The sequence below is a fragment of the Paeniroseomonas aquatica genome (genome assembly GCF_030409335.1).
In the GTDB taxonomy this organism is placed as follows: domain Bacteria; phylum Pseudomonadota; class Alphaproteobacteria; order Acetobacterales; family Acetobacteraceae; genus Belnapia; species Belnapia aquatica.
On sequence record NZ_JAUFPN010000206.1, the window covers coordinates 109,065 to 128,748 of the forward strand.

The window sequence follows — 19,684 nt, forward strand, 5'->3', positions numbered from 1 at the left end:
CTACACCACCCGGAAATTCTGGAACTGCCAGGGGTCGTCGGTTGCCAGATCCTCGGCGAAGAGCTGCGCCCGGTCCTGCAGCGGGGTCCAGCCGGAATATTCGCCGACGACCTCGCCGAGGTAGGGCCGCATGATCTCGAGGCAGCGAGCATGGTCCAGCTCATCCGCCTCGACCACGCCGGCGCGCGGATTCTCCAAGGCCCAGACCATCCCGGCCAGCACCGCCGCCGTCACCTGCAGCGAGGTGGCGTTGTTGTGCGGCGCCAGCGCCCGGGCTTCGTCGATGCCGAGGCGCGAGCCGAACCAATAGGCGCCCCTGGCATGGCCCATCAGCAGCACGCCGAGCTCATCCATGCCGCCGGTGATCTCCGCCATCATCAGCCGCTGGCGCGGCAGCATCGCCCAGTTCTTGCCCGCCAGCTCGTGCACCGAGAGCACCGCACCGTCGCAGGGGTGGTAGGCGTAATGCGCGGTCGGCCGGTAGGCCACGGCACCCGCCGCGTCGCGCACGGTGTAGTAGTCGGCGATCGAGATCGACTCGTTGTGGGTGATGAGGAAGCCGTGGAAGGGCCCCTCCAGCGGGGTCCAGGACCGCACCTTGGTGGAGGCGCCCGGCCGCAGCAGATAGATCGCCGCATCGCCGCCGAATTCATGGCGCCGACCATCGGCCGGCAGCGCCCGCTCATGCGTGCCCCAGCCGAGCTCGGCCGGCTGGCAGCCCTCGCCGACGAAGCCGTCGATCGACCAGGTATTGACGAATTCGCCGACCTGCTTCGGGCGGTCCGCCACCTGGGTGTCGCGCTCGGCGATATGGATCACCTTGACGCGGAGCCGCTGCGCCAGGGCCGCCCAATCCTCGCGGCTGCCGGGCGCGGCCGTGGCGACGCCGGTATCCCGCGCGATGTTCAGCAGCGCCTCCTTGACCAGATGCGAGACCAGGCCCGGATTGGCGCCATGCGTCATCACCGCGGTCGGTCCGCTGCCGGCCTTCAGCGCCAGGGCGCTCTCGCGCAGCGCGTAGTTGGATCGTTGCGACGGGCTCAGCGCCGGGTCGGTATAGCCGCCGGCCCAGGGCTCCACGCAGGTATCGAGGTAGAGCGCGCCCAGGTCCTGGGCCAGCGCCACCAGCGCGACCGAGGAGACGTCCACCGACAGGTTCAGCAGGAAATCGCCCGGCGCCAGCAGCGGCGTCAGCACGTCGCGGTAATTGTCCCGCGTCAGCGCCTGCTGCACGAAGCGCACGCCGTATTCGGCGGCGACCTCGGCCCCGCGCGGCTCGGCGGTGACGATGGTGATCCGCTCCCGCGGCATGCCGATATGGCGCAGGATCAGCGGCAGGACCCCCTGGCCGATGCTGCCGAAGCCGAGCATGACCAACCGGCCGGAGAATTGCGCATGAATCATCGGTGGGTCCTTCCCAGCATGGCGGCCGGCCCCGGCAAGGGACCGGCCGCCATGAATTGCGGCAGCCGCGTCAGGCGGCCAGTGACACTTCGGCGGCGGCCGGCTCGAGCATCGGCCGGTCCCGCACCTCGACCAGCCGCGCCCGGTCGAAGCCGTTGAAGGCGGTCCGCAGGCAGGCGCCATAGGCGCCGAGCTGGCCGAGCTCGATCCAGTCGCCCTCGGAGACGTCCTCGGGCAGCCAGAAGGGGCCGGCCATGCGGTCGGCGCTGTCGCAGGTCGGGCCGAACAGCACGAAGCCCGCTTCGGTGGTGGCCGGTGGCTTACCCTCCGGACGGATCAGCCGCACCGGGAAGGTGAAGCCCGGCGCACCGGCATCCGACAGCGCGCCGTAGACGCCGTCGTTGACGAAGAGTTCCTGGCCCCGCCGGCCCTGCACCTGCACCACCACCGAGCCGCCGGCGGCGACCAGCGCCCGGCCCGGCTCGGCCCAGAGCACCGCCCCGGGCAGCGCCAGCGCCTCGAACCCCGCCTCGATCTCGGCGAAGAAGGCGCCGAGCGGCGGCGGCTCGATCCCGGGATAGGCGACCGGGAAGCCGCCGCCGACGTCGATGACATCGACCGCAACGCCCGCCTCGCGGATCACCTCGCCGGCCAGCGCCAGCGCCTGGCGCCAGGCCAGCGGGTCCAGCATCTGCGAGCCGACGTGGAAGCAGAGGCCGAGCCGGGCGGCGGAGGGCCGCGCCGCCCGCAGCAGCGCCGCCGCCGCCTCCGGCGTCGCGCCGAACTTGCCGGAGAGGTCGTGCATCGCCGTGCCCTTGGGCAGCGCCAGCCGCACGAAAAGCCCGAGGCCGTCGGTCGCGGCGGCACCGGTCTCGGTCCGGATCTTCGCCAGCTCCTCGGCGCTGTCGAGCACGAAGTCGCGCACCCCATGCTCGCCCCAGGCGGCGCGGATCGCGCCACGGGCCTTCACCGGGTGCATGAAGTGGATGCCGGCCTCGGGGAACATCGCCCGCACCAGCGCCACCTCCGCCGCCGAAGCGCAGTCGAAGTGCTGCACGCCGCCCTCCCAGACCGCGCGCAGCACGGCGGGTTCCGGATTGCACTTCACCGCATAGAGCGTCTCGCCCGGGAAGCCGGCGACGAAGCCGGCCGCCGCCGCGGCGATGGTGGCCGGGCGCAGGCAATGCATCGGCTCCTCCGGCCGCTCGACCGCGACCAGGGCATCCACCGAAGGCAGCACGGCGTCGTCGAAGCGGCGGCGCAGCGGGGTCACCGCCGCACGGGTGCGGAGCAGGCTCATGGCAATATCCTCAGGGCATCGCAGGCGGGCAGGGAAGGGGAGACGGCGGACCGTCTCAGGCGATGCGGTCAGGTCTTCGCATCACCGACAGGCGTTCGAGCAACATAGGCAGATCCCTTGCGACCCCGGCCTCACGACCGGCATGGACGAAAAGGACGCGTCCCGTCGTTGCTGTGCCCCTTCACGGCAGGGCTCGCGGCACGTGCGATAGCGCCAGTGGCAGGCCTCGGCCAACCACGGCAGGATAAATAGTGCCTCCTGGCCCGGATTGCCATGTTTTTTTGCCGGGGCTCGGGCGATCCACCGGCATGGCCGCCTGAAACCCGGCAGTGTTGCAGGAAAGTTACCGGTCCAAGGCCTGCAAGGCCAGATATTCCCAGGCCAGCGTCGCCGCCGCCAGGGCGGTGATCTCGGCGACGTCATGGGCCGGCGAGACCTCGACGATATCCATGCCGCGGAAATCCACCGCCGCCAGGCGCCGCAGCAGGCCCTGCGCCTGCCAGCTCGCCAGCCCGCCGATCTCCGGCGTGCCGGTGCCCGGGGCGAAGGCGGGGTCCAGGCAGTCGATGTCGAAGGAGAGATAGGCGGGCGCATCGCCCAGGACGCCGCGCACCCGCTCGGCCAGCGCCGCCGGCCGGAGCTCCTGGGCCTGCTGCCCGGTCACGATGGTGACGCCCTGGCCGATGGTCCAATCCCAGGTCGCGCAGTCGACCGGCGAGCGGATGCCGATCTGGATCATCCGCCGGGGGTCGACCAAGCCCTCGTTGATGGCGTGGTAGAAGGGCGAGCCATGGGCGAAGGCCTGGCCGAAGTTGTCCGCCCAGGTGTCCACATGCGCATCGCAATGCAGCAGGCCGAGCGGCCCGCCGAGGCGCTTCGACAGCGCCCGCAGCAGCGCCAGGGTGATGCCATGCTCGCCGCCCAGCGCCACCAGGTGCCGGCATTGCGCGGCCTGTTGTTCGATCAACGCCAGGCTCGCCGGGATATCCCCTAGCGCGATGGCGAAATCGCCGATGTCGGCGATGTCGAGGTCACGCGGGTCCACCCAGTGTTCCGGATGCACGCCGTCGACGAGCATGCGGCTGGCCCGGCGGATCGCCGCCGGGCCGTCGCGCGTGCCAGCGCGGTTGGTGGTGCCGATATCGAGCGGCACCCCCGCGACGACATAACCGGCCCCCGGGTCCTGCCGCCCGATCCCGAGGAAGCCCGGCGGCGTGGCGAAGGTCGGGGTGCCGGCCATGCGCGCTATTTCACCGAGGAGAAGCTGGTCGGCGTCAGGAAGGAGTTCTCAACCACGGCGACGATCTGGCCGTCCTTCTCGGTTTCGGCCCGGGCCGCCAGCCATTCGGGATCGGTGCCGAAGGCGGTCCACTTCGTCTCGCGGTCGGCGAGGCTGTCCCAGGCGAGCAGGTAGTACAGGTCCTGGTTCGAGGAGCCCACCAGCACGGTCCAGAAGCCGGCCTGCTTGATGCCGTGCTTCTCCCAGAGCTTCAAGGTGATGGTGTCGAAGCGCTTCAGCAACGCCGGCAGGCGGCCGGGCAGGCAGTGGTAGACGCGGAGTTCGTAGATCATCCTTGGGTCCCTCCCTTTGGGCCGGGGGATGCTAACCCGGGCTGGCGGCGGGCCATAGGGGCGGTATGCTGCGGCGAGGGAGAACGTCCATGTCGATCACGACCGCCGTCGAGGCTGGCACCGACCTCATTGAGTATTACTTCGCCCAGGGCTGGACCGACGGCCTGCCCGTGGTGCCGCCGACGCCGGCCAAGGTGGAGGCCTTCGTCGCGGCGCTGGGTGGCGAGCCTGACCATGTCGAGTGCAAGGTCGCCCCGCGCTGGGGCCTGCTGACGCGGGAGGTGCTGGCGATCAACGCTGTCATGGCCGGCTGCCTGCCCGCCTATGCCCCGGTGCTGCGGGCGGCGATGCTGGCGCTCACCGACCCGGCCTTCAACCTCAACGGCGTGCAGGCGACGACGCACATGGCGGCGCCGCTAGTCATCGTGAACGGCCCCATGGCGCGCGAGATCGGCATGAACGGCGGCGCCAATGCCTTCGGCCCGGGCAACCGCGCCAATGCGACCATCGGCCGCGCCATCCGGCTGATGCTGCTGAACGTCGGCGGCGCGCATCCGCCGGACCTCGACAAATGCACCCTTGGCAACCCGGCCAAGTACAGCTTCGCCATCTGCGAGAACGAGGCCCACAGCCCGCTCGCGCCCTACCACGTGGAACACGGCTACCGGCCCGAGGACAGCACGGTCTTCGCCATGGCGGCCGAGGCGCCGCACAGCGTGACGGACCATCAGTGCAACGACCCCGAGGGCATCCTCGACACCATCTGCTCGGCGATGAGCACCATCGCCTCGAACAACGCGGTGCTGTCGGGCCATTGCGCGGTGGCGCTGGGGTTGGAGCATGCCCGCAGCATCGCCAAGGCAGGCTGGACCCGGCACGACATCCGCCACTACCTCTGGATGCACAGCGGCAATGCCTTCCGGCAGATCACCCGGGACCATCGCTACGGCGCGGTCTACAATCGCAACCTGCCGAAATGGTACAAGCGGGACCCGGACAGCCGCATCCCCATCGTGCCCAGCCCGGACAACGTCCATCTCTTCGTGGTGGGCGGCGATGCCGGCCGGTTCTCCGCCTTCATCCCCGGCTGGGGCCATATGAACATGCCGGTGCTGCGGCCGGTCGAGGCCGGCGTCGCCGCCGCCGGGTCGGACTGCATCGGCGGCGTCTGCGCCATCTGAGGGAGGACCAACCATGCTCGACCGTCTCGATGCCGGCACTGCCTTCGTCTTCGATCCGCGCGGCCGGGTCGAATCCGCCGATGCGCCGATCGCCCCCCGCCCCGTCGCCCTGGACGGCCTCCGGCTCGGCATCCTCGACAACAGCAAGTGGAATGCCAACAAGCTGCTGCGCGGTGCCCAGGCGGCGCTGGGCCAGGACATCCGCTTCGTCGCGGTGAATTACTACGTGAAGCACAGCTTCTCGAAGGATGCGGCGCCGGAGCTGATCGCCCGCATCGCCGCGGAGTGCGACATCGTGCTGACCGCCATCGGCGATTGCGGCTCCTGCTGCTCCTGCTGCGTGCGGGACAGCATCGCGCTCGAGCGCCTCGGCATCCCCGCCGCCTGCATCATCACCACGGAATTCGAACGCGAGACCGAGCTGACCCGCACCGCCGTCGGCATGACGGGCCTGCGCCCGGTGGTGATCGACCACCCCGTCAGCTCCATCACCGCCGCGGAAGTCGCCGCTCGCGTCGCCGTCATCGCGCGAGAGGCGCAGGCGGTCTGGCTTGGCCTATGACGTCTGGAAGCTGGTCCACCTGCTGGGGGTGATCCTGCTGGTCGGCAATGTCACGGTGACCTCGATCTGGAAGCTCTACGCGGACCGCACCCGCGACCCGCGCATCATCGGCTTCGCCCAGCGGCTGGTCACCGTGACCGACTGGTTCTTCACCTTCTGGGGCATCCTGCTGCTGGTCGCTGGCGGCTATGGCGCCGCCTGGGTGGCGGGGATGGATCCGCTGCGCGATGGCTGGCTGGTCTGGTCGGAGGTACAATTCGTCGCCGCGGGGGTGATCTGGCTCACCGTCCTGGTGCCGATCCAGGTGCGCCAGGCCCGCATGGCCCGCGTCTTCGCCACCACCGGGGAGATTCCGGCGGAGTACTGGCGCGCCGGCCGGCGCTGGATCATCTGGGGGCTGATCGCCACCATCCCGCTGGTCGGCGCGCTATGGACCATGGTCGCCAAGCCCTGATGCGGCTATCCTCGTCCGGAACGAAGGGTAGGGGAGGTTGCCAGTGTTGCTCTATGATTCCGTCGGACCCAATCCGCGCGTCGTCCGCATCTTCATGGCCGAGCGTGGGATCGAGCTGCCGAAAACCACCATCGACCTGCGCGGCGGCGAGAACCGCCAGCCGCCCTACCTCGCCAAGAACCCCGTCGGGCAGATGCCCTGCCTCGAGCTCGACGACGGGAGCGTTATCGCCGAGATCACCGCCATCTGCGAATACCTCGACGAGATCACCCCCGGCCCCTCGTTGATCGGCGCGACGCCCCGGGAGCGGGCCGAGACCCGGATGTGGACCCGGCGCATCGACCTCAACATCCTCGAGCCCATGACCAATGGCTTCCGCTTCAGCCAGGGGCTGAAGCTGTTCGAGAACCGCATCCACTGCATCCCTCAGGCCGCCGATGACCTGAAGCTGACGGCGCAGAAGGGCCTGGCCTGGCTCGACCGGCTGATCGCCGGCCGGAGCTTCATCCGCGGCGACAGCCTGAGCCTCGCCGATATCATGCTGTTTGCCTTCCTCGACTTCGGCGCCAAGGTCGGCCAGCCGATCGACCCGGCGCTGAAGGCGGTCACCGCGCATCATGCGATGATGGCGGCGCGCCCCTCGGCGGCCGCCTAGACCGGCGGGGCATCCGGCGTCGGATGCCCCGGGCTGGCCTCAGCCCCGCTTCGGCAGCAGCTGCTCGGCCAGCGTCGCCCAGTAGCTCGCCCCGATCGGCAGCACCGCGTCGTTGAAGTCGTACTTCGGGTGGTGCACCTGCGGGTCGCCCGGCCCGCGCGCGGCGCCGAGCATGATGTAGCTGCCGGCCTTCGCGTTCAACATGAAGGAGAAATCCTCGCCGCCCATGGTCGGCTTCGGCATCTCCTGCACCTTGGCCTCGCCAGAGACGGTCCGGGCGGCGGTGACCGACATCACCGTGCTCTCCGGCTCGTTCACCGTGGCCGGATAGCCGCGGTCGAAGACCGCCTTGGCGGTCGCGCCGAAGGCGGTGGCGATGCCGGTGCTGATCTCGAGGAAGCGCTTCTCCAGCAGGTCGCCGACCTCCGGCTGGAACCACCGCGCAGTGCCGCGCAGGGTGACCGTCTCGGGGATGACGTTCCAGGTGTCGCCGCCCTGAATCTGGCCGATGGTGATGACGCCCGATTCCGCCGGATCGACGTTGCGCCCGACGATGCTCTGCAGCGCGGTGACGATCTGCGCCGCGATCACCACCGGGTCATTGCCCTGATGCGGCATGGCGCCATGCGCGCCCTTGCCGGTAACCTCGACCAGGATCTGCGCGGTCGCTGCCATGATCGGCCCCTCGCGCCACCAGAAGCTGCCCTCCGGCGCGCCGGGCCAGTTGTGCAAGCCGAAGACCCGTTCCATCGGGAAGCGCTCGAACAGGCCTTCCCGCACCATCACGTTGCCGCCGCCGCCGTTCTCCTCGGCCGGCTGGAAGATCAGGAAGACGGTGCCCTCGAAGTTGCGGGTCTCGGCAAGGTACTTGGCCGCGCCCAGCAGCATCGTCGTATGCCCGTCATGGCCGCAGGCGTGCATCTTCCCCGGCACGGTCGAGGCATGGGCCACGCCGCTCTGCTCCAGGATCGGCAGCGCATCCATGTCGGCGCGGAGGCCGATGGCGCGGGACGTATCCCCCTGGCCCCGGATGACGCCGACCACGCCGGTGCCGGCGATGCCGGTGACGACCTCGTCGCAGCCGAATGCGCGCAGCTTCTCGGCGACGATGCCGGCGGTCCGCACCTCCTCGAAGGCGATCTCGGGATGGGCATGGAAGTCCTGCCGCCAGGCGGTCATCTCGGCGTGGAAATCGGCAATGCGGTTCAGGATCGGCATGTGGTCTCGCTCGGCTTCTGTGGCCGCCAGCTATGGGTGCCGGCGGCCGTTTGTCCAGGCTTCAGACGCCCTCGGGCCGCAGGAAGGCGAGGTCGGCGCCATCGGGGGCCTGCAGCACCTGCTCGAACATCAGCTTGTCCCAGCCGCGCTTCGGCGCCACCGGCGCCCGCCACAGCGCCCGCCGACGGTCCAGCTCCGCCGCATCGACCAGCAGGTCGAGCCGCCGGTCCTTGACCGAAAGCCGCACCCGGTCGCCGGTCTCGACCAGCGCCAGCGGCCCGCCGGCCGCCGCCTCGGGTGCGATATGCAGCACGATGGTGCCGAAGGCGGTGCCGGACATGCGGCAGTCGCTCATCCGCACCATGTCCTTCACCCCCTGGCGGCCGAGCTTCTTCGGGATCGGCAGGTAGCCGGCCTCCGGCATCCCGGCCGGGGTCAGCGGCCCGGCGTTCTTCAGGATCAGGATGTCCTCGGCCTTCACGTCGAGGTCGTCGGCATCGATCCGGTTGGCCAGGTCGGCCAGCCCGTCGAAGACCATGCAGCGGGCCTCGGTCTCGAACAGGGCAGGGGTCGCGGCGCTGCGCTTCAGGATGGCGCCGTCCGGCGCCAGGCTGCCGAACAACGAGACGATTCCGCCGACCGGGCTGATCGGCTTGTCGCGCGCCCGGATGATGGCGCGGTCGACGAAGGGCGGCGCGGCATCGAGCTGCTCGGCCAGGGTCTGGCCATAGAGGTCCTTGCAGTCGAGGTGCAGCAGGTCGCGCAGCTCCCGCAGCAGGGCGATCATGCCGCCGGCGGCATGGAAGTCCTCCATATAGCCCTCGCCGGTCGGCTTGAGGTCGACCAGCACCGGCGTCTCCTCGCTCAGCGCATCCAGCCGCTTGAGGTCGATCTTCACCCCGACGCGCCCGGCGATGGCGGTCAGGTGGATCAGCGCATTGGTCGAGCCACCGAGGGAGAGCAGCACCCGCAGCGCATTCTCGACCGATTTCTCGGTGATGATCTCGGAAGGCTTCACGGGATGGCTGATCAGCCGCACCGCCAGCGCCCCGGCTTCCTCGGCGATCCGCAGCCGGTCGGAATGCACCGCCGGAGCGGAAGCCGCCATCAGCGGCATGAAGCCTAGGGTCGCGGCGATGCAGGCCATGGTGGAGGCGGTGCCCATGACGCCGCAGGTGCCGGAGGTGGTGGCCAGCTTGCCCTCGATCTTGCCGATCCGCTCGGCCGAGACCGTGCCGGCGCGGTACTGCGCCCAGTAGCGGCGGCAATCGGTGCAGGCGGCCAGCCGCTCGCCCTCGAAGCGCTGCGCTAGCATCGGGCCGGTGACGAGCATGACGGCCGGCACGTCGGCGCTGGCGGCGGCCATGAGCTGGGCCGGCACGGTCTTGTCGCAGCCGCCGATCAGCACCGCCGCATCCATCGGCTGGGCGGTCAGCATCGCCTCGGTATCGATCGCCATGAGGTTGCGGTAGTGCATCGAGGTCGGCACCAGCGAGGGCTCGCAGAGGCTGACCGTCGGGAAGGCCAGCGGCAGGGCGCCGGCCGCCAGAACGCCGCGCTTCACCGCCTCGACCAGCTCCGGCACCGAGCGATGGCAATTGTTGTAGTCGGACGCCGTATCGGCGATCCCGACCACCGGCTTCTCCAGCATGACGCGCGAATACCCCATCGAGGCCGCGAAGCTGCGCCGGAGGTAGAAGGCGAAATCCGGGTCGCCGTAATTCGCCGCGTTGCGCGACAGGCCGTGCGGGGGCTTGGTATTGGACACGCTGGCTTACTCCGGCTTGAAGCCCGCACGCTGCAACAGCCTGCGGTGCAATGGCAATTCATGCTCGATACGCCGGATGGCGGCCTCCGGGCCCATGGCCGAGGGGGCCATGCCCTGGGTCGCCATGAAGGCCTGGATCTTGGGGTCGGCGAAATGCTCGGCCAGCGCCTGGCCGATCCGCGCCTGGATCGGCGCCGGCGTCGCCTTCGGCGCCTGGACGCCGTACCAGCCGGTATAGATGAAGTCGGGGATGCCCAGCTCGGCGAAGGTCGGCACCGCGGGGAGGGAGGCGGGCCGCGCCGCGGTCGGCACCGCCAGCCCGCGCACCCGGCCTTCCTCGAGATGCCCCTTGCAGGCCGCCAGCAGGGCGAACATGCAGTCGGTGCGGCCGGCGATGGTATCGGTCAGCGCCGGCGGGGCACCGTTGTAGGGCACGTGCAGCATATCCGTGCCGGTACGGGCCATCAGGTCGAGCATGGGCAGATGCGCCGTGGTCCCGACCCCCCAGGTGGCATAGGAAAGCTCGCCCGGTCGCGCCTTGGCCGCCGCCAGCATCGCCTCCAGGCTGGGCCAGCGGGGATGGGCGACCAGCACCGACAGCGTCTCGCAGACCTGGCTGATATGGGCGAAATCGGCCAGCGGATCGTAGCCGGGGTCGCGGAAGGCGATGGGCGTCAGGGTGAAGGTGGCGATGGTGCCGAGTAGCAGGGTCAGGCCATCCGGACGGGCCCGCGCCACCAGCCGCGCGGCCAAGCTGGTCGAGGCGCCGGGCTTGTGGTCCATAACGAAGGTGCCGCCGAGCTTCTCCGACAGGCCCTGGGTCACCAGCCGACCGACCACGTCCGAGGCGCCGCCCGGCGCATAGGGCACCACGACGGCGACCGTCTGCCCGGCGGGCCAGGGTGCCTGCGCCAGGGCCGGGGCGGCCAACAGGCCCCCGGCGCCGATCAGCCCCCGCCGCCCCATGATCCCACGCTGTTGAATCGTCTGGCGCATCCGCCCCCCGTCCGGTTTTTGCCAGGGTGACAGGCCCCGGGCGGCGCTGGCAAGCCACCCGCCCGACATGTGGTATCGGGATACCGCAAGCCGAAACCCTGCTTTCTGCTTGACCTTTCGGCCACCTGCCGCCATACGTCCCGTCTCTTTTCAGACCGGATACGCCCCACCCCATGCAGTTGCAGACCCAGACCCGCTCGTTGAAGCCGGCGGAGGTCAAGAAAGGCTGGTTCGTGGTCGATGCGGAGGGCCTCGTGCTCGGCCGCCTCGCCACCATCATCGCCAATCGCCTCCGCGGCAAGCACAAGCCCCAGTTCACCCCGCACGTCGATTGCGGCGACCATGTCGTCGTCATCAATGCGGAGAAGGTCCGGGTCACCGGCCAGAAGGCCGAGAAGAAGATCTTCTACTGGCACACCGGCTACGCCGGCGGCATCAAGGAGCGGACGATCCGCGAGCGGCTCGAGGGCAAGCACCCCGAGCGCGTCGTCGAGAAGGCCGTGGAGCGCATGATCACCCGTGGTCCGCTCGGCCGTCGCCAGATGGAGAACCTCCATGTCTATCCCGGCGCCGAGCATCCGCATGCCGGCCAGCAGCCAGTCGCCATCGACATCGCGGCGATGAACCGCAAGAACGTCGCCCTCGGCGGCGAGAAGAAGGGTACCGCGGCATGAGCGAGCAGATCACCGGCACGCTCGCCGATCTGAAGACCCTGGTGCAGACCGGTCCGCTGCCGGGCGACATGGTCGCCGTGCTGCGCGAGCAGAAGCGCGATGCCCAGGGCCGTTCCTACGCCACCGGCCGCCGCAAGGATGCCGTGGCCCGCGTCTGGGTAAAGCCCGGCAAGGGCGAGATGACCATCAACGGCCGCCCCGTGGTGACCTACTTCGCCCGGCCGGTGCTGCGGATGCTGCTCTCGCAGCCCTTCCTGGTCGCCGACCGCTACCAGCAGTTCGACGTCGTCGCCACGGTCACCGGCGGCGGGCTCTCGGGCCAGGCCGGCGCGGTGCGCCACGGCATCAGCCGCGCGCTCACCAACTACGAGCCGGAGCTGCGGCCGATCCTGAAGAAGGCGGGCTTCCTGACCCGCGATCCGCGCGTCGTCGAGCGGAAGAAGTACGGCAAGGCGAAGGCGCGACGTTCGTTCCAGTTCAGCAAGCGCTGACCGCGGCGGGCGCCGGTCGGCGCCAGCCACATGGCTGCCATACAGGGGGGCGGGTCCGCATGGACCCGCCCCTCTTGCTTTTTGCGCCGCATTCCACCGCAAATGGGCGCGGTTGAGGGGACCAAGGACATGGCGAAGATCCCGACGGTTTTCATCGATGGCGAGGCCGGCACCACCGGCCTGCAGATCCGCGAGCGGCTGGCCATCCTGCCGGATATCGCGGTGCGATCGATCGACCCGTCGCGCCGCAAGGACCCCACCGCGCGGCTCGCGCTGATGGCCGAGGTCGATCTCGTCGTGCTCTGCCTGCCGGACGACGCGGCGAAGGAAAGCACCGCCATGGCCGCCTCGCTCGGCGCCGATGCGCCGCGGCTGGTCGATGCCAGCACCGCCCACCGGGTCGACCCCGACTGGGTCTATGGCCTGCCGGAGCTGACCCCGGACCAACCCGCGCGGATCGCCGCCGCCATGCGGGTCTCGAACCCCGGCTGCTACCCGACCGGAGCCATCCTGCTGCTGCGGCCGATGATTGAGGCCGGGCTGCTGCCGGCGGATCACCCGATTTCGGTGAATGCCGTCTCCGGCTTCTCCGGCGGCGGCAACGCGATGATCGCGGCGTATGAATCCCGCACCGCGCCGGATTTCGAGCTCTATGGCCTCACGCTCGAGCACAAGCATGTCCTCGAACTGCAGCAGTATTCCGGCCTGACCCGGCGGCCGATCTTCGTCCCCTCCGTCGGCGACTTCCGCCAGGGCATGATCGACAGCATCCCGCTGCACCTCGACACCCTGCCGGGCAAGCCGAAGCCGGCCGATATCGAGGCGCTGCTCGCCGCCCGCTACGCCGGCAGCGACTATGTCCGCGTGGTGCCCGGGACGGCCAAGCTCGAGCCGCAGGCGCTGAACAACACCAACCTGCTGGAGCTGCGCGTCCATGGCAGCGAGGCCCGGGGCCAGGCCATCCTCACCGCGCGCTACGACAACCTCGGCAAGGGCGCCTCGGGCGCCGCGGTGCAGAACATCGGGCTGATGCTCGGCATCGCGGTCGAGACGCGGCTGCCGGCCGCGGCCGAATAAGGGAGAACCACCCATGACCCACGGACCGCTCTACCCCTTCGAAGGCAAGCTCCCGGAGATCCATCCCGAGGCCTGGATCGCTCCCACCGCCGCCCTCATCGGCGACGTCACCATCGGGGCGAAATCCAACATCTGGTACCACTGCGTCCTGCGCGGCGACACCAACTTCATCCGCATCGGCCGCGGTACCAACATCCAGGACGGCACCATCATCCACGTCAATGCGGGCAAGCAGGCCACGCAGATCGGCGATGACGTGACGGTGGGCCATGCCGCCATCATCCATGCCTGCACCCTGATGAACCGCGCCTTCGTCGGCATGGGCGCGACGGTGCTGGACGACGCCGTGATCGAGGAGGACGGCATGCTGGCCGCCGGCAGCGTGCTGCCGCCGGGCAAGCGCATCGCCGCCATGGAGCTCTGGATGGGCAACCCGGCCAAGCTGGTCCGCATCCTGACCCCCGAGCAGCGCGCCGGCTTCGACAAGACGGCGCCTCACTATGTGGAGCTCTCGGGCCGCCACCGCGCCTCGCTCGGCTAGGCGCCGGGAAGGCCGGGGGCCACGCTTCCGCTTGATCGCGCCGCCACGGCACGCGACATAGGATCGATCCGGGACCGGCGGGCGGAAAGCGGGATGGGTGGTGATTGAGCTGTTCGGGCGCGGGGAGGTGACCGCCCCGCCGTGCGGGATGGGGCCGGCGCGCCGGTGACGCCGCGCCCGCTGTCCCGGCGCGGCTGCGCCGCCGCCCTGCTGGCCCTGGCCGGCTGCACCCCCGTGGTCATGCCGGCGGGCCCCGCGCTGGCGCCGACCGCCATCGCCACCGATGCCTTCGTCATGCCGGACGGAGCCCGGCTGCCCTACCGGTCCTGGCTGCCGCCGGAGCGGCCGCGGGCCATCATCCTCGCTATCCATGGGTTCGGTGATTACTCCCGCAACAGCCTCGACATCCCGGCGCCGCTCTTCCTCGCCCAGGGCATCGGCGTCTATGCCTATGACCAGCGCGGCTTCGGCGCCGCCCCGAACCGTGGCTACTGGCCCGGCGCCGAGACCCTGGCGGCGGATGCCACGGCCGCCGCCCGGTCGCTGCGCGGCCGCCACCCCGGCATTCCGCTCATCCTGCTGGGCGAGAGCATGGGCGCCGCCGTGGCGCTGGTCGCCTCGGCCGCCGCCGAGCCGCCGCCGGTCGACGGATACGTCCTGATGGCCCCCGGCATCCGCGGCCGCGCGACCATGAGCGACTTCAGCAAGCGGGTGCTCGAATTCGCCGCCCGCGCCATACCGGCGGTCGGCTTCTCCGGCTCGGCGCCGGGCTTCACCCCGACCGACAACGACGCGGCGATGCGGCGCTGGGCCGAGGATCCCCTGACCACCAAGAGCTTTCGCGTCGATGCGGTCTATGGCCTCATCAACCTGATGGACGCGGCCCTGGCCGCGGCGGCCGGCTTCCGGGGGAGGGTGCTCATCCTCTACGGCGGCCACGACCGGATCGTCCCGGCGGCGGCCATACGCGGCCTGCTCCAGGTCCTGCCGGCGACGGGGTCCCGGCACTTCGCCTTCTACCCGGAGGGCTACCACCTGCTGCTCCGGGACCAGCAACGCAGCTTGGTCGGCGCGGATATCGCGGCCTGGATCCTGGCGCCCGGCGCGGCCTTGCCGTCCGACGCCGAGGCCGCCGGCCAGCAATGGCTGCATGAAGCACCCGCTGCGGCGCGGACGCCATGACCGGTGCACCGGCCCGCCCTGGGGTGCCGTGCCCTGTCCGATGACCTGACCGACCGGCCCCGGCGCGGCCCGGGCCGCCTGTCGCCTGCCGCCCGCCTCGCCGCCCGCCTTGCCCCCCTGCGGGCCTGGTCGCCCGCGCCGGTGCCGCGCGCCTCGCTCTGGCTGCATGGCGTCGCCGCGCTCGGCATCGTGGCCGAGCCGCAGCACTGGCCGCAGATGCTGGCGGTCCTGGCCGGCAACCATGCCGTGCTCGGCGCGCTGATGCATCCCCGGAGCACCCAGCTCGGCCCGAATCTGGTCGCCCTGCCCGGCACCATGGGCAAGGCCGTCGCCCTGACCTTTGACGACGGCCCCGACCCGGAGGTGACTCCGCGCGTCCTCGACCTGCTCGACCGGCATGGTGCGACCGCGAGCTTCTTCGTGATCGGCCGCAAGGCCGCCCGCCACGGCGCCCTGCTGCGGGAGATCGGCCGGCGCGGCCATACGATCGAGAACCACAGCTACCACCACGCCAAGAGCTTCGCCTGCCGCGGCCCCTGGGCGCTGCGCCGGGAGGTCGTGCTGACCCAGCGGGCCGTCGCCGAAGCCACCGGCGTCGCGCCGCGGTTCTTCCGGGCGCCGATGGGGCTGCGGAGCCCCCTGCTGGACCCGGTCCTGGCGCTGGAGGGGCTGCAACTGGTGTCCTGGACCCGGCGTGGCTACGACGGGCGGGGCGACGATCCGGGACGGGTGCTGGACCGGCTGACCCGCGGCCTCGCCGCCCGCGACATCCTGCTGCTGCACGACGGCACCCCCGGCACCCGGCCGAGGGGCGAGGCCGCCGTGCTCGCGGTGCTGCCGCCGCTGCTCGCCCGCTGCGCCGCCGCCGGGCTCAGGGTCGGGTCACTGGCGCCGGTGGCGGCGCGGGCGTCCCCCGCCGCAGCCGCCGGGCGATGAGCCAGGGCAGCCGCAGCAGCATGCCCAGCACCAGCCGGATGTGCATCCAGGTCAGCAGCGCATTGTCCCGGCCGTAGCGGAAATGCGAGACCCCGCCGTCCTCGGCCTTGAGGTAGCGGACCGGCGCCGGGATGTTGGCCAGCGGCAGGCCGGCCCAGGCCAGCCGGACCGCCGCCTCCGGATCGAAGTCGAAACGCCGCATCCGGCCGCCGCGCCGCATCACCCGCAGCAGCGGCGCGATCGGATAGACGCGGAAGCCGAAGAGCGAATCGCCGATGCCGGCGCCCAGGGTCTCGAGGTTCGCCCACCAATTGGAGATGCGCCGGCCGCGCACCCGCAGCTGCGGCGCCTCCGGCCCGAAGACCGGCCGCCCCAGTATCAGCGCCGCGGGGGCGGCGGCGGAGGCGGCCATGAAATGGCCGATGGCGGCGGCGGGATGCTGGCCGTCGGCGTCCATGACCAGCGCATGGGTGAAGCCGGCCGCCGCGGCTTCCTGCAGCCCCGCCAGCACCGCGGCGCCCTTGCCGCCATTGGCCGGCAGCCGGATGAGGCGACACTCCGGGTCGTCCTGCACCGCGGCGCGCAGCAGCGCGTCGCTGCCGTCGGTGCTGCCGTCGATCACCACCCAGACCGGCGCCCAGGCCGCCCGGGCGGCGCGCACCGTCTCCGGCAGCAGCGGTCCGGTATTGTAGCTGGGTATCAGCACGAGCTGTCGCGCCCCGGGCGCCTCGGCCATCAGGCGGCCCGGCCGGCGGAATGCCCCGGCCTTGGGGATGCGGCCGGGATGGCGAGCCAGGCGGCCGGCCGGCTGGCCGGCAGCTCGGCCCGGTAGTGCCGTTCCAGCCAAGCGACGCAGGCCTCCGGAGTCCCGCCGACGGCGAAGCGTTCGCCCAGCCGCACCCGGAAGACCAGCGGCAGCACCGGGCGGCGGAACAGCGGCCAGCCCTTCGCCAGATAGGGGCTGTCGGCCTCGATCAGCACCGCCTGCACCGGCGCGCCTGCCGCCTTCGCCATGACGGCGAAGCTGCGGTGGATGGGATCGACCGGCGGCGTCGCGGTGCGCGAGCCCTCGGGGAAGATCAGCAGCTGGTTGCCGGCGCGGACCGCCAGGGCGGCACGGCGGATCATCGGCAGCGGCGCGTCGTTCGGCATGTAGCCGGCCAGCCGGATGCCGCCGCCCAGCGCCCAGTTGTCCCATAGCGCCGCCTTGGTGATGCAGACCAGGCGCGGCAGCCGCGACAGGATCAGCACGGCATCCAGCATGGTCGGATGGTTCGGCGCGATGATGAGGCTGGGGTCGCGGCGGAGCACATCCAGCGCCCGCAGGTCCACCCGCAGCACGCCGGTGAAGCGCATCACCCCGATGAGCCAGCGGAAGCCGAGCATGATGGCATATTGCCCGAGCGGCTCGCCCAGACGTCGCGGCAGGATTCGGTGCAGCAGCGCGGCCAGCAGGCTCCAGCTGAGGCAGCTCACGCCCCAGACCAGCAGGCAGAAGTAGAAGGCGATTCGGTAGTAGCCCGCGGTCAGCCACCCCGGGGAAGGCGGCACGGCGGTTGCCTCGGGGCTGTGCATACGGGCAACCATCCTGGCGTGGTTGGGGATTCAGGCTAGCGGATGGTACCATGGGGGTCCAGGGAGAGGGGGGCTAGGCGTGCCGGCTGGGCAGGATTCCGAAGCATCCGGGGCCGCGGCGACGAAGGGCGGGGCAGGGGCGGCGGACGCCGAGGCCGCGCCGCCGCATGCGCCCCTGCTCGCCTACTATCCCACGCCCCAGGCGCATTCCGGCTTCGTCCGCGGCCTCTTCAACCGCACCGCCGGCTCCTACGACCGGATCAACGCCGCCTTCGCGCTGGGCTCCGGCCCCTGGTACCGGCGGCGGGCGCTACGCCGGGCCGGGCTGCGCCCGGGAGCCCGGCTGCTCGACGTTGCGATCGGCACCGGACTGGTCGCACGGGAGGCGGCCGCGATCCTCGGCGACACCCGCGGCATGGTCGGCCTCGACCTGAGCGAGGGCATGCTGGCCGAGGCCCGGCGGTCGCTCGGCCTGCCGCTGGTGCAGGCCCGGGCAGAGGCTCTGCCCTTCCCCGACGCCAGCTTCGACTTCGTCAGCATGGGCTATGCGCTGCGCCACGTCGTCGACCTCGGCCAGCTCTTCGCCGGCTACCGCCGCGTGCTGCGGCCCGGCGGCCGGCTGCTTCTGCTGGAGATCGCGCCGCCCGAGAGCCGCCTGGGGCAGGGGCTGCTGAAGGCCTATCTCGGCGGCGCGGTGCCGTTGCTGAGCCGCCTGGCCGGCAGCGGCAGCGCCACGCTGATGCGCTACTACTGGGACACCATCGCGGCCTGCGTGCCGCCGCCCGAGATCCTGCGGCAGCTCGAGAAGGCGGGCCTCTCCGAGGTCCGCTGCGACACCGACATCGGCATCATGCGCGCCTATTCGGCCCGGCGGCCGCCGGCCTAGCACATCGAGGGGAGGGGCCTGCATGCCCGCCGCCGTCACCGCCGCGCCGCCCGGCCTGTGGGGGCTGACCCGGAAGGTCGCCGCCCGCTATGCCGGCGCCTCGCATTTCTCGCGCAATTTCGTCCGCGGCAAGCTGCTGACCGATCCCGCCACCCCGGCCGTCCTGCGGCTCGCGGCGGCCCGCGGCGGCTTCGGCTCGATCACCGACCTCGGCTGCGGCCGCGGCCAGGTCGGGATGTCGCTGCTCACCGCCGGGCTGGCGACGCGGCTGCAGGGGCTGGACCTCGATCCCGGCAAGATCGCCGACGCCACCCAGGCCGCCGTCGGACTGCCCGCCAGCTTCGCCGTCGCCGACCTCACCGCGGCGGCGGTGCCAGCGGCCGATACCGTCCTCATTTTCGACGTGCTGCTGCAGCTCCCGGCCGAGGCGCAGCAGCGCCTGCTGGTGCGGATGGCGGCGGCGGCACGGCGGCGCATCGTGATCCGTGCCTTCGACCCGGCCCGTGGCTGGCGCAGCGGCATCGGTATCGCCATGGAACGCCTGGGCTGCGCGGTCCGCAGGGACGGCTCCGACTTCCGGCCGCTGCCGTTGAAGGAGTTGGGCGCGCCGCTGGTGGCGGCCGGCTTCGTCCTGTCCGTCACGCCCTGCTGGGGCTGGACGCCGCTGCCCAACGTCATGCTGCTGGCCGAGCGGGACGAGCCCTGAGAGCGCCGCGGTCGCCCGCCCGGCTGGCGGCGCTCCGGTGTCGCTTTCCTGCCGCAATGCTATGCGCGAATAGGCTGCGGTGCCTTTCGATTGAATGGCTTAGCTTGCCGAGCGATCCGGCGCTCTGCTAATCAGCCGGGCACGGGATGAGTGGCCGTGACACGCAAGACAGTTTGCCCGGAGGGAAAGTGATGTCAACCGGGAGTTTCACAGCGCCGGCAGGAACTATCGGTCCTGTGGTTCATCCCGACACCGGGCTCGAGCAGGACCTGGCGAGGCTCATCGTCGCTTCGCTCTCGCTCGAGACCACGGCCGAGGAGATCGTGCCCGAGGCGCCGCTGTTCGGCGAAGGGCTGGGGCTCGATTCCATCGATGCCCTCGAATTGTCGCTTGCCATCGCCAAGGCCTACGGCGTGCAGCTGCGCTCGGACGACGAGCGCAACCACCGCATCTTCGCCTCGCTCCGCAGCCTTGCCGGCCATATCGCCCAGCACCGGGCGCGGTAA

General features: G+C 71.1%; 22 protein-coding genes. 13 read left to right on the plus strand and 9 right to left on the minus strand.

The annotated features are described in order from the left end of the window. From QWZ14_RS28645 to QWZ14_RS28660, 4 genes are all read right to left on the minus strand, one after another. Positions 1–1,404 (minus strand): homospermidine synthase, encoded by a 1,404-nt coding sequence (locus QWZ14_RS28645; RefSeq protein ID WP_290320476.1) that lies wholly within the window; start codon positions 1,402–1,404, stop codon positions 1–3. Positions 1,405–1,474: 70 nt separating this feature from the next. After that, positions 1,475–2,704, minus strand: coding sequence for a type III PLP-dependent enzyme (locus QWZ14_RS28650; protein ID WP_290320478.1), 1,230 nt, complete (start codon positions 2,702–2,704; stop codon positions 1,475–1,477). A gap of 343 nt (positions 2,705–3,047) precedes the next feature. After that, positions 3,048–3,944, minus strand: coding sequence for an agmatinase (gene speB / locus QWZ14_RS28655; RefSeq protein WP_290320479.1), 897 nt, complete (start codon positions 3,942–3,944; stop codon positions 3,048–3,050). Between the two features lie 5 nt (positions 3,945–3,949). Next, positions 3,950–4,276 (minus strand): NIPSNAP family protein, encoded by a 327-nt coding sequence (locus QWZ14_RS28660; RefSeq protein ID WP_290320480.1) that lies wholly within the window; start codon positions 4,274–4,276, stop codon positions 3,950–3,952. A gap of 89 nt (positions 4,277–4,365) precedes the next feature. Here QWZ14_RS28660 and QWZ14_RS28665 point away from each other — a divergent pair, with 89 nt between their 5' ends. Genes QWZ14_RS28665 through QWZ14_RS28680 form a run of 4 tightly spaced genes read left to right on the plus strand, consistent with a single transcriptional unit; the run spans position 4,366 to position 7,128 of the window. Beyond that, positions 4,366–5,457 (plus strand): hypothetical protein, encoded by a 1,092-nt coding sequence (locus tag QWZ14_RS28665; RefSeq protein ID WP_290320482.1) that lies wholly within the window; start codon positions 4,366–4,368, stop codon positions 5,455–5,457. Positions 5,458–5,470: 13 nt separating this feature from the next. Further along, a complete protein-coding gene (locus QWZ14_RS28670; protein ID WP_290320483.1) occupies positions 5,471–6,019 on the plus strand; it encodes a UGSC family (seleno)protein in 549 nt (182 codons plus the stop codon). Continuing rightward, positions 6,009–6,473, plus strand: coding sequence for a DUF2269 family protein (locus tag QWZ14_RS28675; RefSeq protein WP_290320484.1), 465 nt, complete (start codon positions 6,009–6,011; stop codon positions 6,471–6,473). Before QWZ14_RS28670 ends, QWZ14_RS28675 begins: the two co-directional genes overlap by 11 nt. Positions 6,474–6,519: 46 nt before the next feature. Continuing rightward, entirely contained in the window at positions 6,520–7,128 is a 609-nt protein-coding gene (locus QWZ14_RS28680) for a glutathione S-transferase family protein (RefSeq protein WP_290320485.1), read from the plus strand. A gap of 39 nt (positions 7,129–7,167) precedes the next feature. Here the strand turns inward: QWZ14_RS28680 and QWZ14_RS28685 are convergent, their stop codons facing one another. The 3 genes from QWZ14_RS28685 to QWZ14_RS28695 all read right to left on the minus strand — a co-directional run bounded on the left by QWZ14_RS28685 (position 7,168) and on the right by QWZ14_RS28695 (position 11,110). After that, entirely contained in the window at positions 7,168–8,346 is a 1,179-nt protein-coding gene (locus tag QWZ14_RS28685) for a M20 aminoacylase family protein (protein WP_290320487.1), read from the minus strand. A gap of 61 nt (positions 8,347–8,407) precedes the next feature. After that, positions 8,408–10,114: a dihydroxy-acid dehydratase gene (locus QWZ14_RS28690; protein ID WP_290320488.1), complete on the minus strand. Its 1,707-nt coding sequence runs from the start codon at positions 10,112–10,114 to the stop codon at positions 8,408–8,410. A 6-nt stretch (positions 10,115–10,120) separates the two neighbouring features. After that, positions 10,121–11,110, minus strand: coding sequence for a Bug family tripartite tricarboxylate transporter substrate binding protein (locus tag QWZ14_RS28695; RefSeq protein WP_290320489.1), 990 nt, complete (start codon positions 11,108–11,110; stop codon positions 10,121–10,123). A gap of 173 nt (positions 11,111–11,283) precedes the next feature. On the opposite strand from QWZ14_RS28695, the gene rplM reads away from it, so the two are divergent. The 6 genes from rplM to QWZ14_RS28725 all read left to right on the plus strand — a co-directional run bounded on the left by rplM (position 11,284) and on the right by QWZ14_RS28725 (position 16,011). Further along, positions 11,284–11,784, plus strand: a complete 501-nt coding sequence (gene rplM / locus QWZ14_RS28700; protein WP_290320490.1) for a 50S ribosomal protein L13 — start codon at positions 11,284–11,286, stop codon at positions 11,782–11,784. Further along, positions 11,781–12,275, plus strand: a complete 495-nt coding sequence (gene rpsI / locus QWZ14_RS28705) for a 30S ribosomal protein S9 (RefSeq protein ID WP_290320492.1) — start codon at positions 11,781–11,783, stop codon at positions 12,273–12,275. The genes rplM and rpsI overlap by 4 nt, the downstream gene beginning before the upstream one ends. Positions 12,276–12,404: 129 nt before the next feature. Beyond that, a complete protein-coding gene (gene argC, locus QWZ14_RS28710) occupies positions 12,405–13,352 on the plus strand; it encodes an N-acetyl-gamma-glutamyl-phosphate reductase (RefSeq protein WP_290320493.1) in 948 nt (315 codons plus the stop codon). Positions 13,353–13,365: 13 nt separating this feature from the next. Continuing rightward, the gene (locus tag QWZ14_RS28715) at positions 13,366–13,893 is read left to right on the plus strand and encodes a gamma carbonic anhydrase family protein (RefSeq protein ID WP_290320494.1); all 528 of its coding nucleotides are present in this window, start codon (positions 13,366–13,368) and stop codon (positions 13,891–13,893) included. 141 nt (positions 13,894–14,034) lie between these two features. Then, entirely contained in the window at positions 14,035–15,075 is a 1,041-nt protein-coding gene (locus QWZ14_RS28720) for an alpha/beta fold hydrolase (RefSeq protein ID WP_290320495.1), read from the plus strand. A 3-nt stretch (positions 15,076–15,078) separates the two neighbouring features. Then, entirely contained in the window at positions 15,079–16,011 is a 933-nt protein-coding gene (locus tag QWZ14_RS28725; RefSeq protein ID WP_290320496.1) for a polysaccharide deacetylase family protein, read from the plus strand. On the opposite strand, the gene QWZ14_RS28730 is transcribed toward QWZ14_RS28725, so the two are convergent. Both QWZ14_RS28730 and QWZ14_RS28735 read right to left on the minus strand, forming a co-directional pair. Beyond that, positions 15,947–16,747 (minus strand): glycosyltransferase family 2 protein, encoded by an 801-nt coding sequence (locus QWZ14_RS28730; RefSeq protein ID WP_290320497.1) that lies wholly within the window; start codon positions 16,745–16,747, stop codon positions 15,947–15,949. The genes QWZ14_RS28725 and QWZ14_RS28730 overlap by 65 nt on opposite strands. Further along, entirely contained in the window at positions 16,747–17,586 is an 840-nt protein-coding gene (locus tag QWZ14_RS28735; protein ID WP_290320498.1) for a lysophospholipid acyltransferase family protein, read from the minus strand. Before QWZ14_RS28735 ends, QWZ14_RS28730 begins: the two co-directional genes overlap by 1 nt. 79 nt (positions 17,587–17,665) lie before the next feature. Here QWZ14_RS28735 and QWZ14_RS28740 point away from each other — a divergent pair, with 79 nt between their 5' ends. The 3 genes from QWZ14_RS28740 (at position 17,666) to QWZ14_RS28750 (ending at position 19,684) form a co-directional block, all read left to right on the plus strand. Continuing rightward, positions 17,666–18,472: a class I SAM-dependent methyltransferase gene (locus QWZ14_RS28740; RefSeq protein ID WP_290320499.1), complete on the plus strand. Its 807-nt coding sequence runs from the start codon at positions 17,666–17,668 to the stop codon at positions 18,470–18,472. 22 nt (positions 18,473–18,494) lie between these two features. Continuing rightward, the gene (locus QWZ14_RS28745; RefSeq protein ID WP_290320500.1) at positions 18,495–19,178 is read left to right on the plus strand and encodes a class I SAM-dependent methyltransferase; all 684 of its coding nucleotides are present in this window, start codon (positions 18,495–18,497) and stop codon (positions 19,176–19,178) included. 236 nt (positions 19,179–19,414) lie between these two features. Next, positions 19,415–19,684 (plus strand): phosphopantetheine-binding protein, encoded by a 270-nt coding sequence (locus tag QWZ14_RS28750; RefSeq protein WP_290320501.1) that lies wholly within the window; start codon positions 19,415–19,417, stop codon positions 19,682–19,684.

Bases quoted from the DNA above. Each gene is read 5' to 3' on its own strand.
- QWZ14_RS28665 (WP_290320482.1), top strand. From the start codon at position 4,366: ATGTCGATCACGACCGCCGTCGAGGCTGGCACCGACCTCATTGAGTAT.
- QWZ14_RS28685 (WP_290320487.1), bottom strand. From the start codon at position 8,346: ATGCCGATCCTGAACCGCATTGCCGATTTCCACGCCGAGATGACCGCC.
- argC (WP_290320493.1), top strand. From the start codon at position 12,405: ATGGCGAAGATCCCGACGGTTTTCATCGATGGCGAGGCCGGCACCACC.
- QWZ14_RS28735 (WP_290320498.1), bottom strand. From the start codon at position 17,586: ATGCACAGCCCCGAGGCAACCGCCGTGCCGCCTTCCCCGGGGTGGCTG.
- QWZ14_RS28695 (WP_290320489.1), bottom strand. From the start codon at position 11,110: ATGCGCCAGACGATTCAACAGCGTGGGATCATGGGGCGGCGGGGGCTG.
- QWZ14_RS28745 (WP_290320500.1), top strand. From the start codon at position 18,495: ATGCCCGCCGCCGTCACCGCCGCGCCGCCCGGCCTGTGGGGGCTGACC.
- QWZ14_RS28730 (WP_290320497.1), bottom strand. From the start codon at position 16,747: ATGGCCGAGGCGCCCGGGGCGCGACAGCTCGTGCTGATACCCAGCTAC.
- QWZ14_RS28660 (WP_290320480.1), bottom strand. From the start codon at position 4,276: ATGATCTACGAACTCCGCGTCTACCACTGCCTGCCCGGCCGCCTGCCG.
- QWZ14_RS28650 (WP_290320478.1), bottom strand. From the start codon at position 2,704: ATGAGCCTGCTCCGCACCCGTGCGGCGGTGACCCCGCTGCGCCGCCGC.
- rpsI (WP_290320492.1), top strand. From the start codon at position 11,781: ATGAGCGAGCAGATCACCGGCACGCTCGCCGATCTGAAGACCCTGGTG.
- speB (WP_290320479.1), bottom strand. From the start codon at position 3,944: ATGGCCGGCACCCCGACCTTCGCCACGCCGCCGGGCTTCCTCGGGATC.
- QWZ14_RS28670 (WP_290320483.1), top strand. From the start codon at position 5,471: ATGCTCGACCGTCTCGATGCCGGCACTGCCTTCGTCTTCGATCCGCGC.
- QWZ14_RS28715 (WP_290320494.1), top strand. From the start codon at position 13,366: ATGACCCACGGACCGCTCTACCCCTTCGAAGGCAAGCTCCCGGAGATC.
- rplM (WP_290320490.1), top strand. From the start codon at position 11,284: ATGCAGTTGCAGACCCAGACCCGCTCGTTGAAGCCGGCGGAGGTCAAG.
- QWZ14_RS28645 (WP_290320476.1), bottom strand. From the start codon at position 1,404: ATGATTCATGCGCAATTCTCCGGCCGGTTGGTCATGCTCGGCTTCGGC.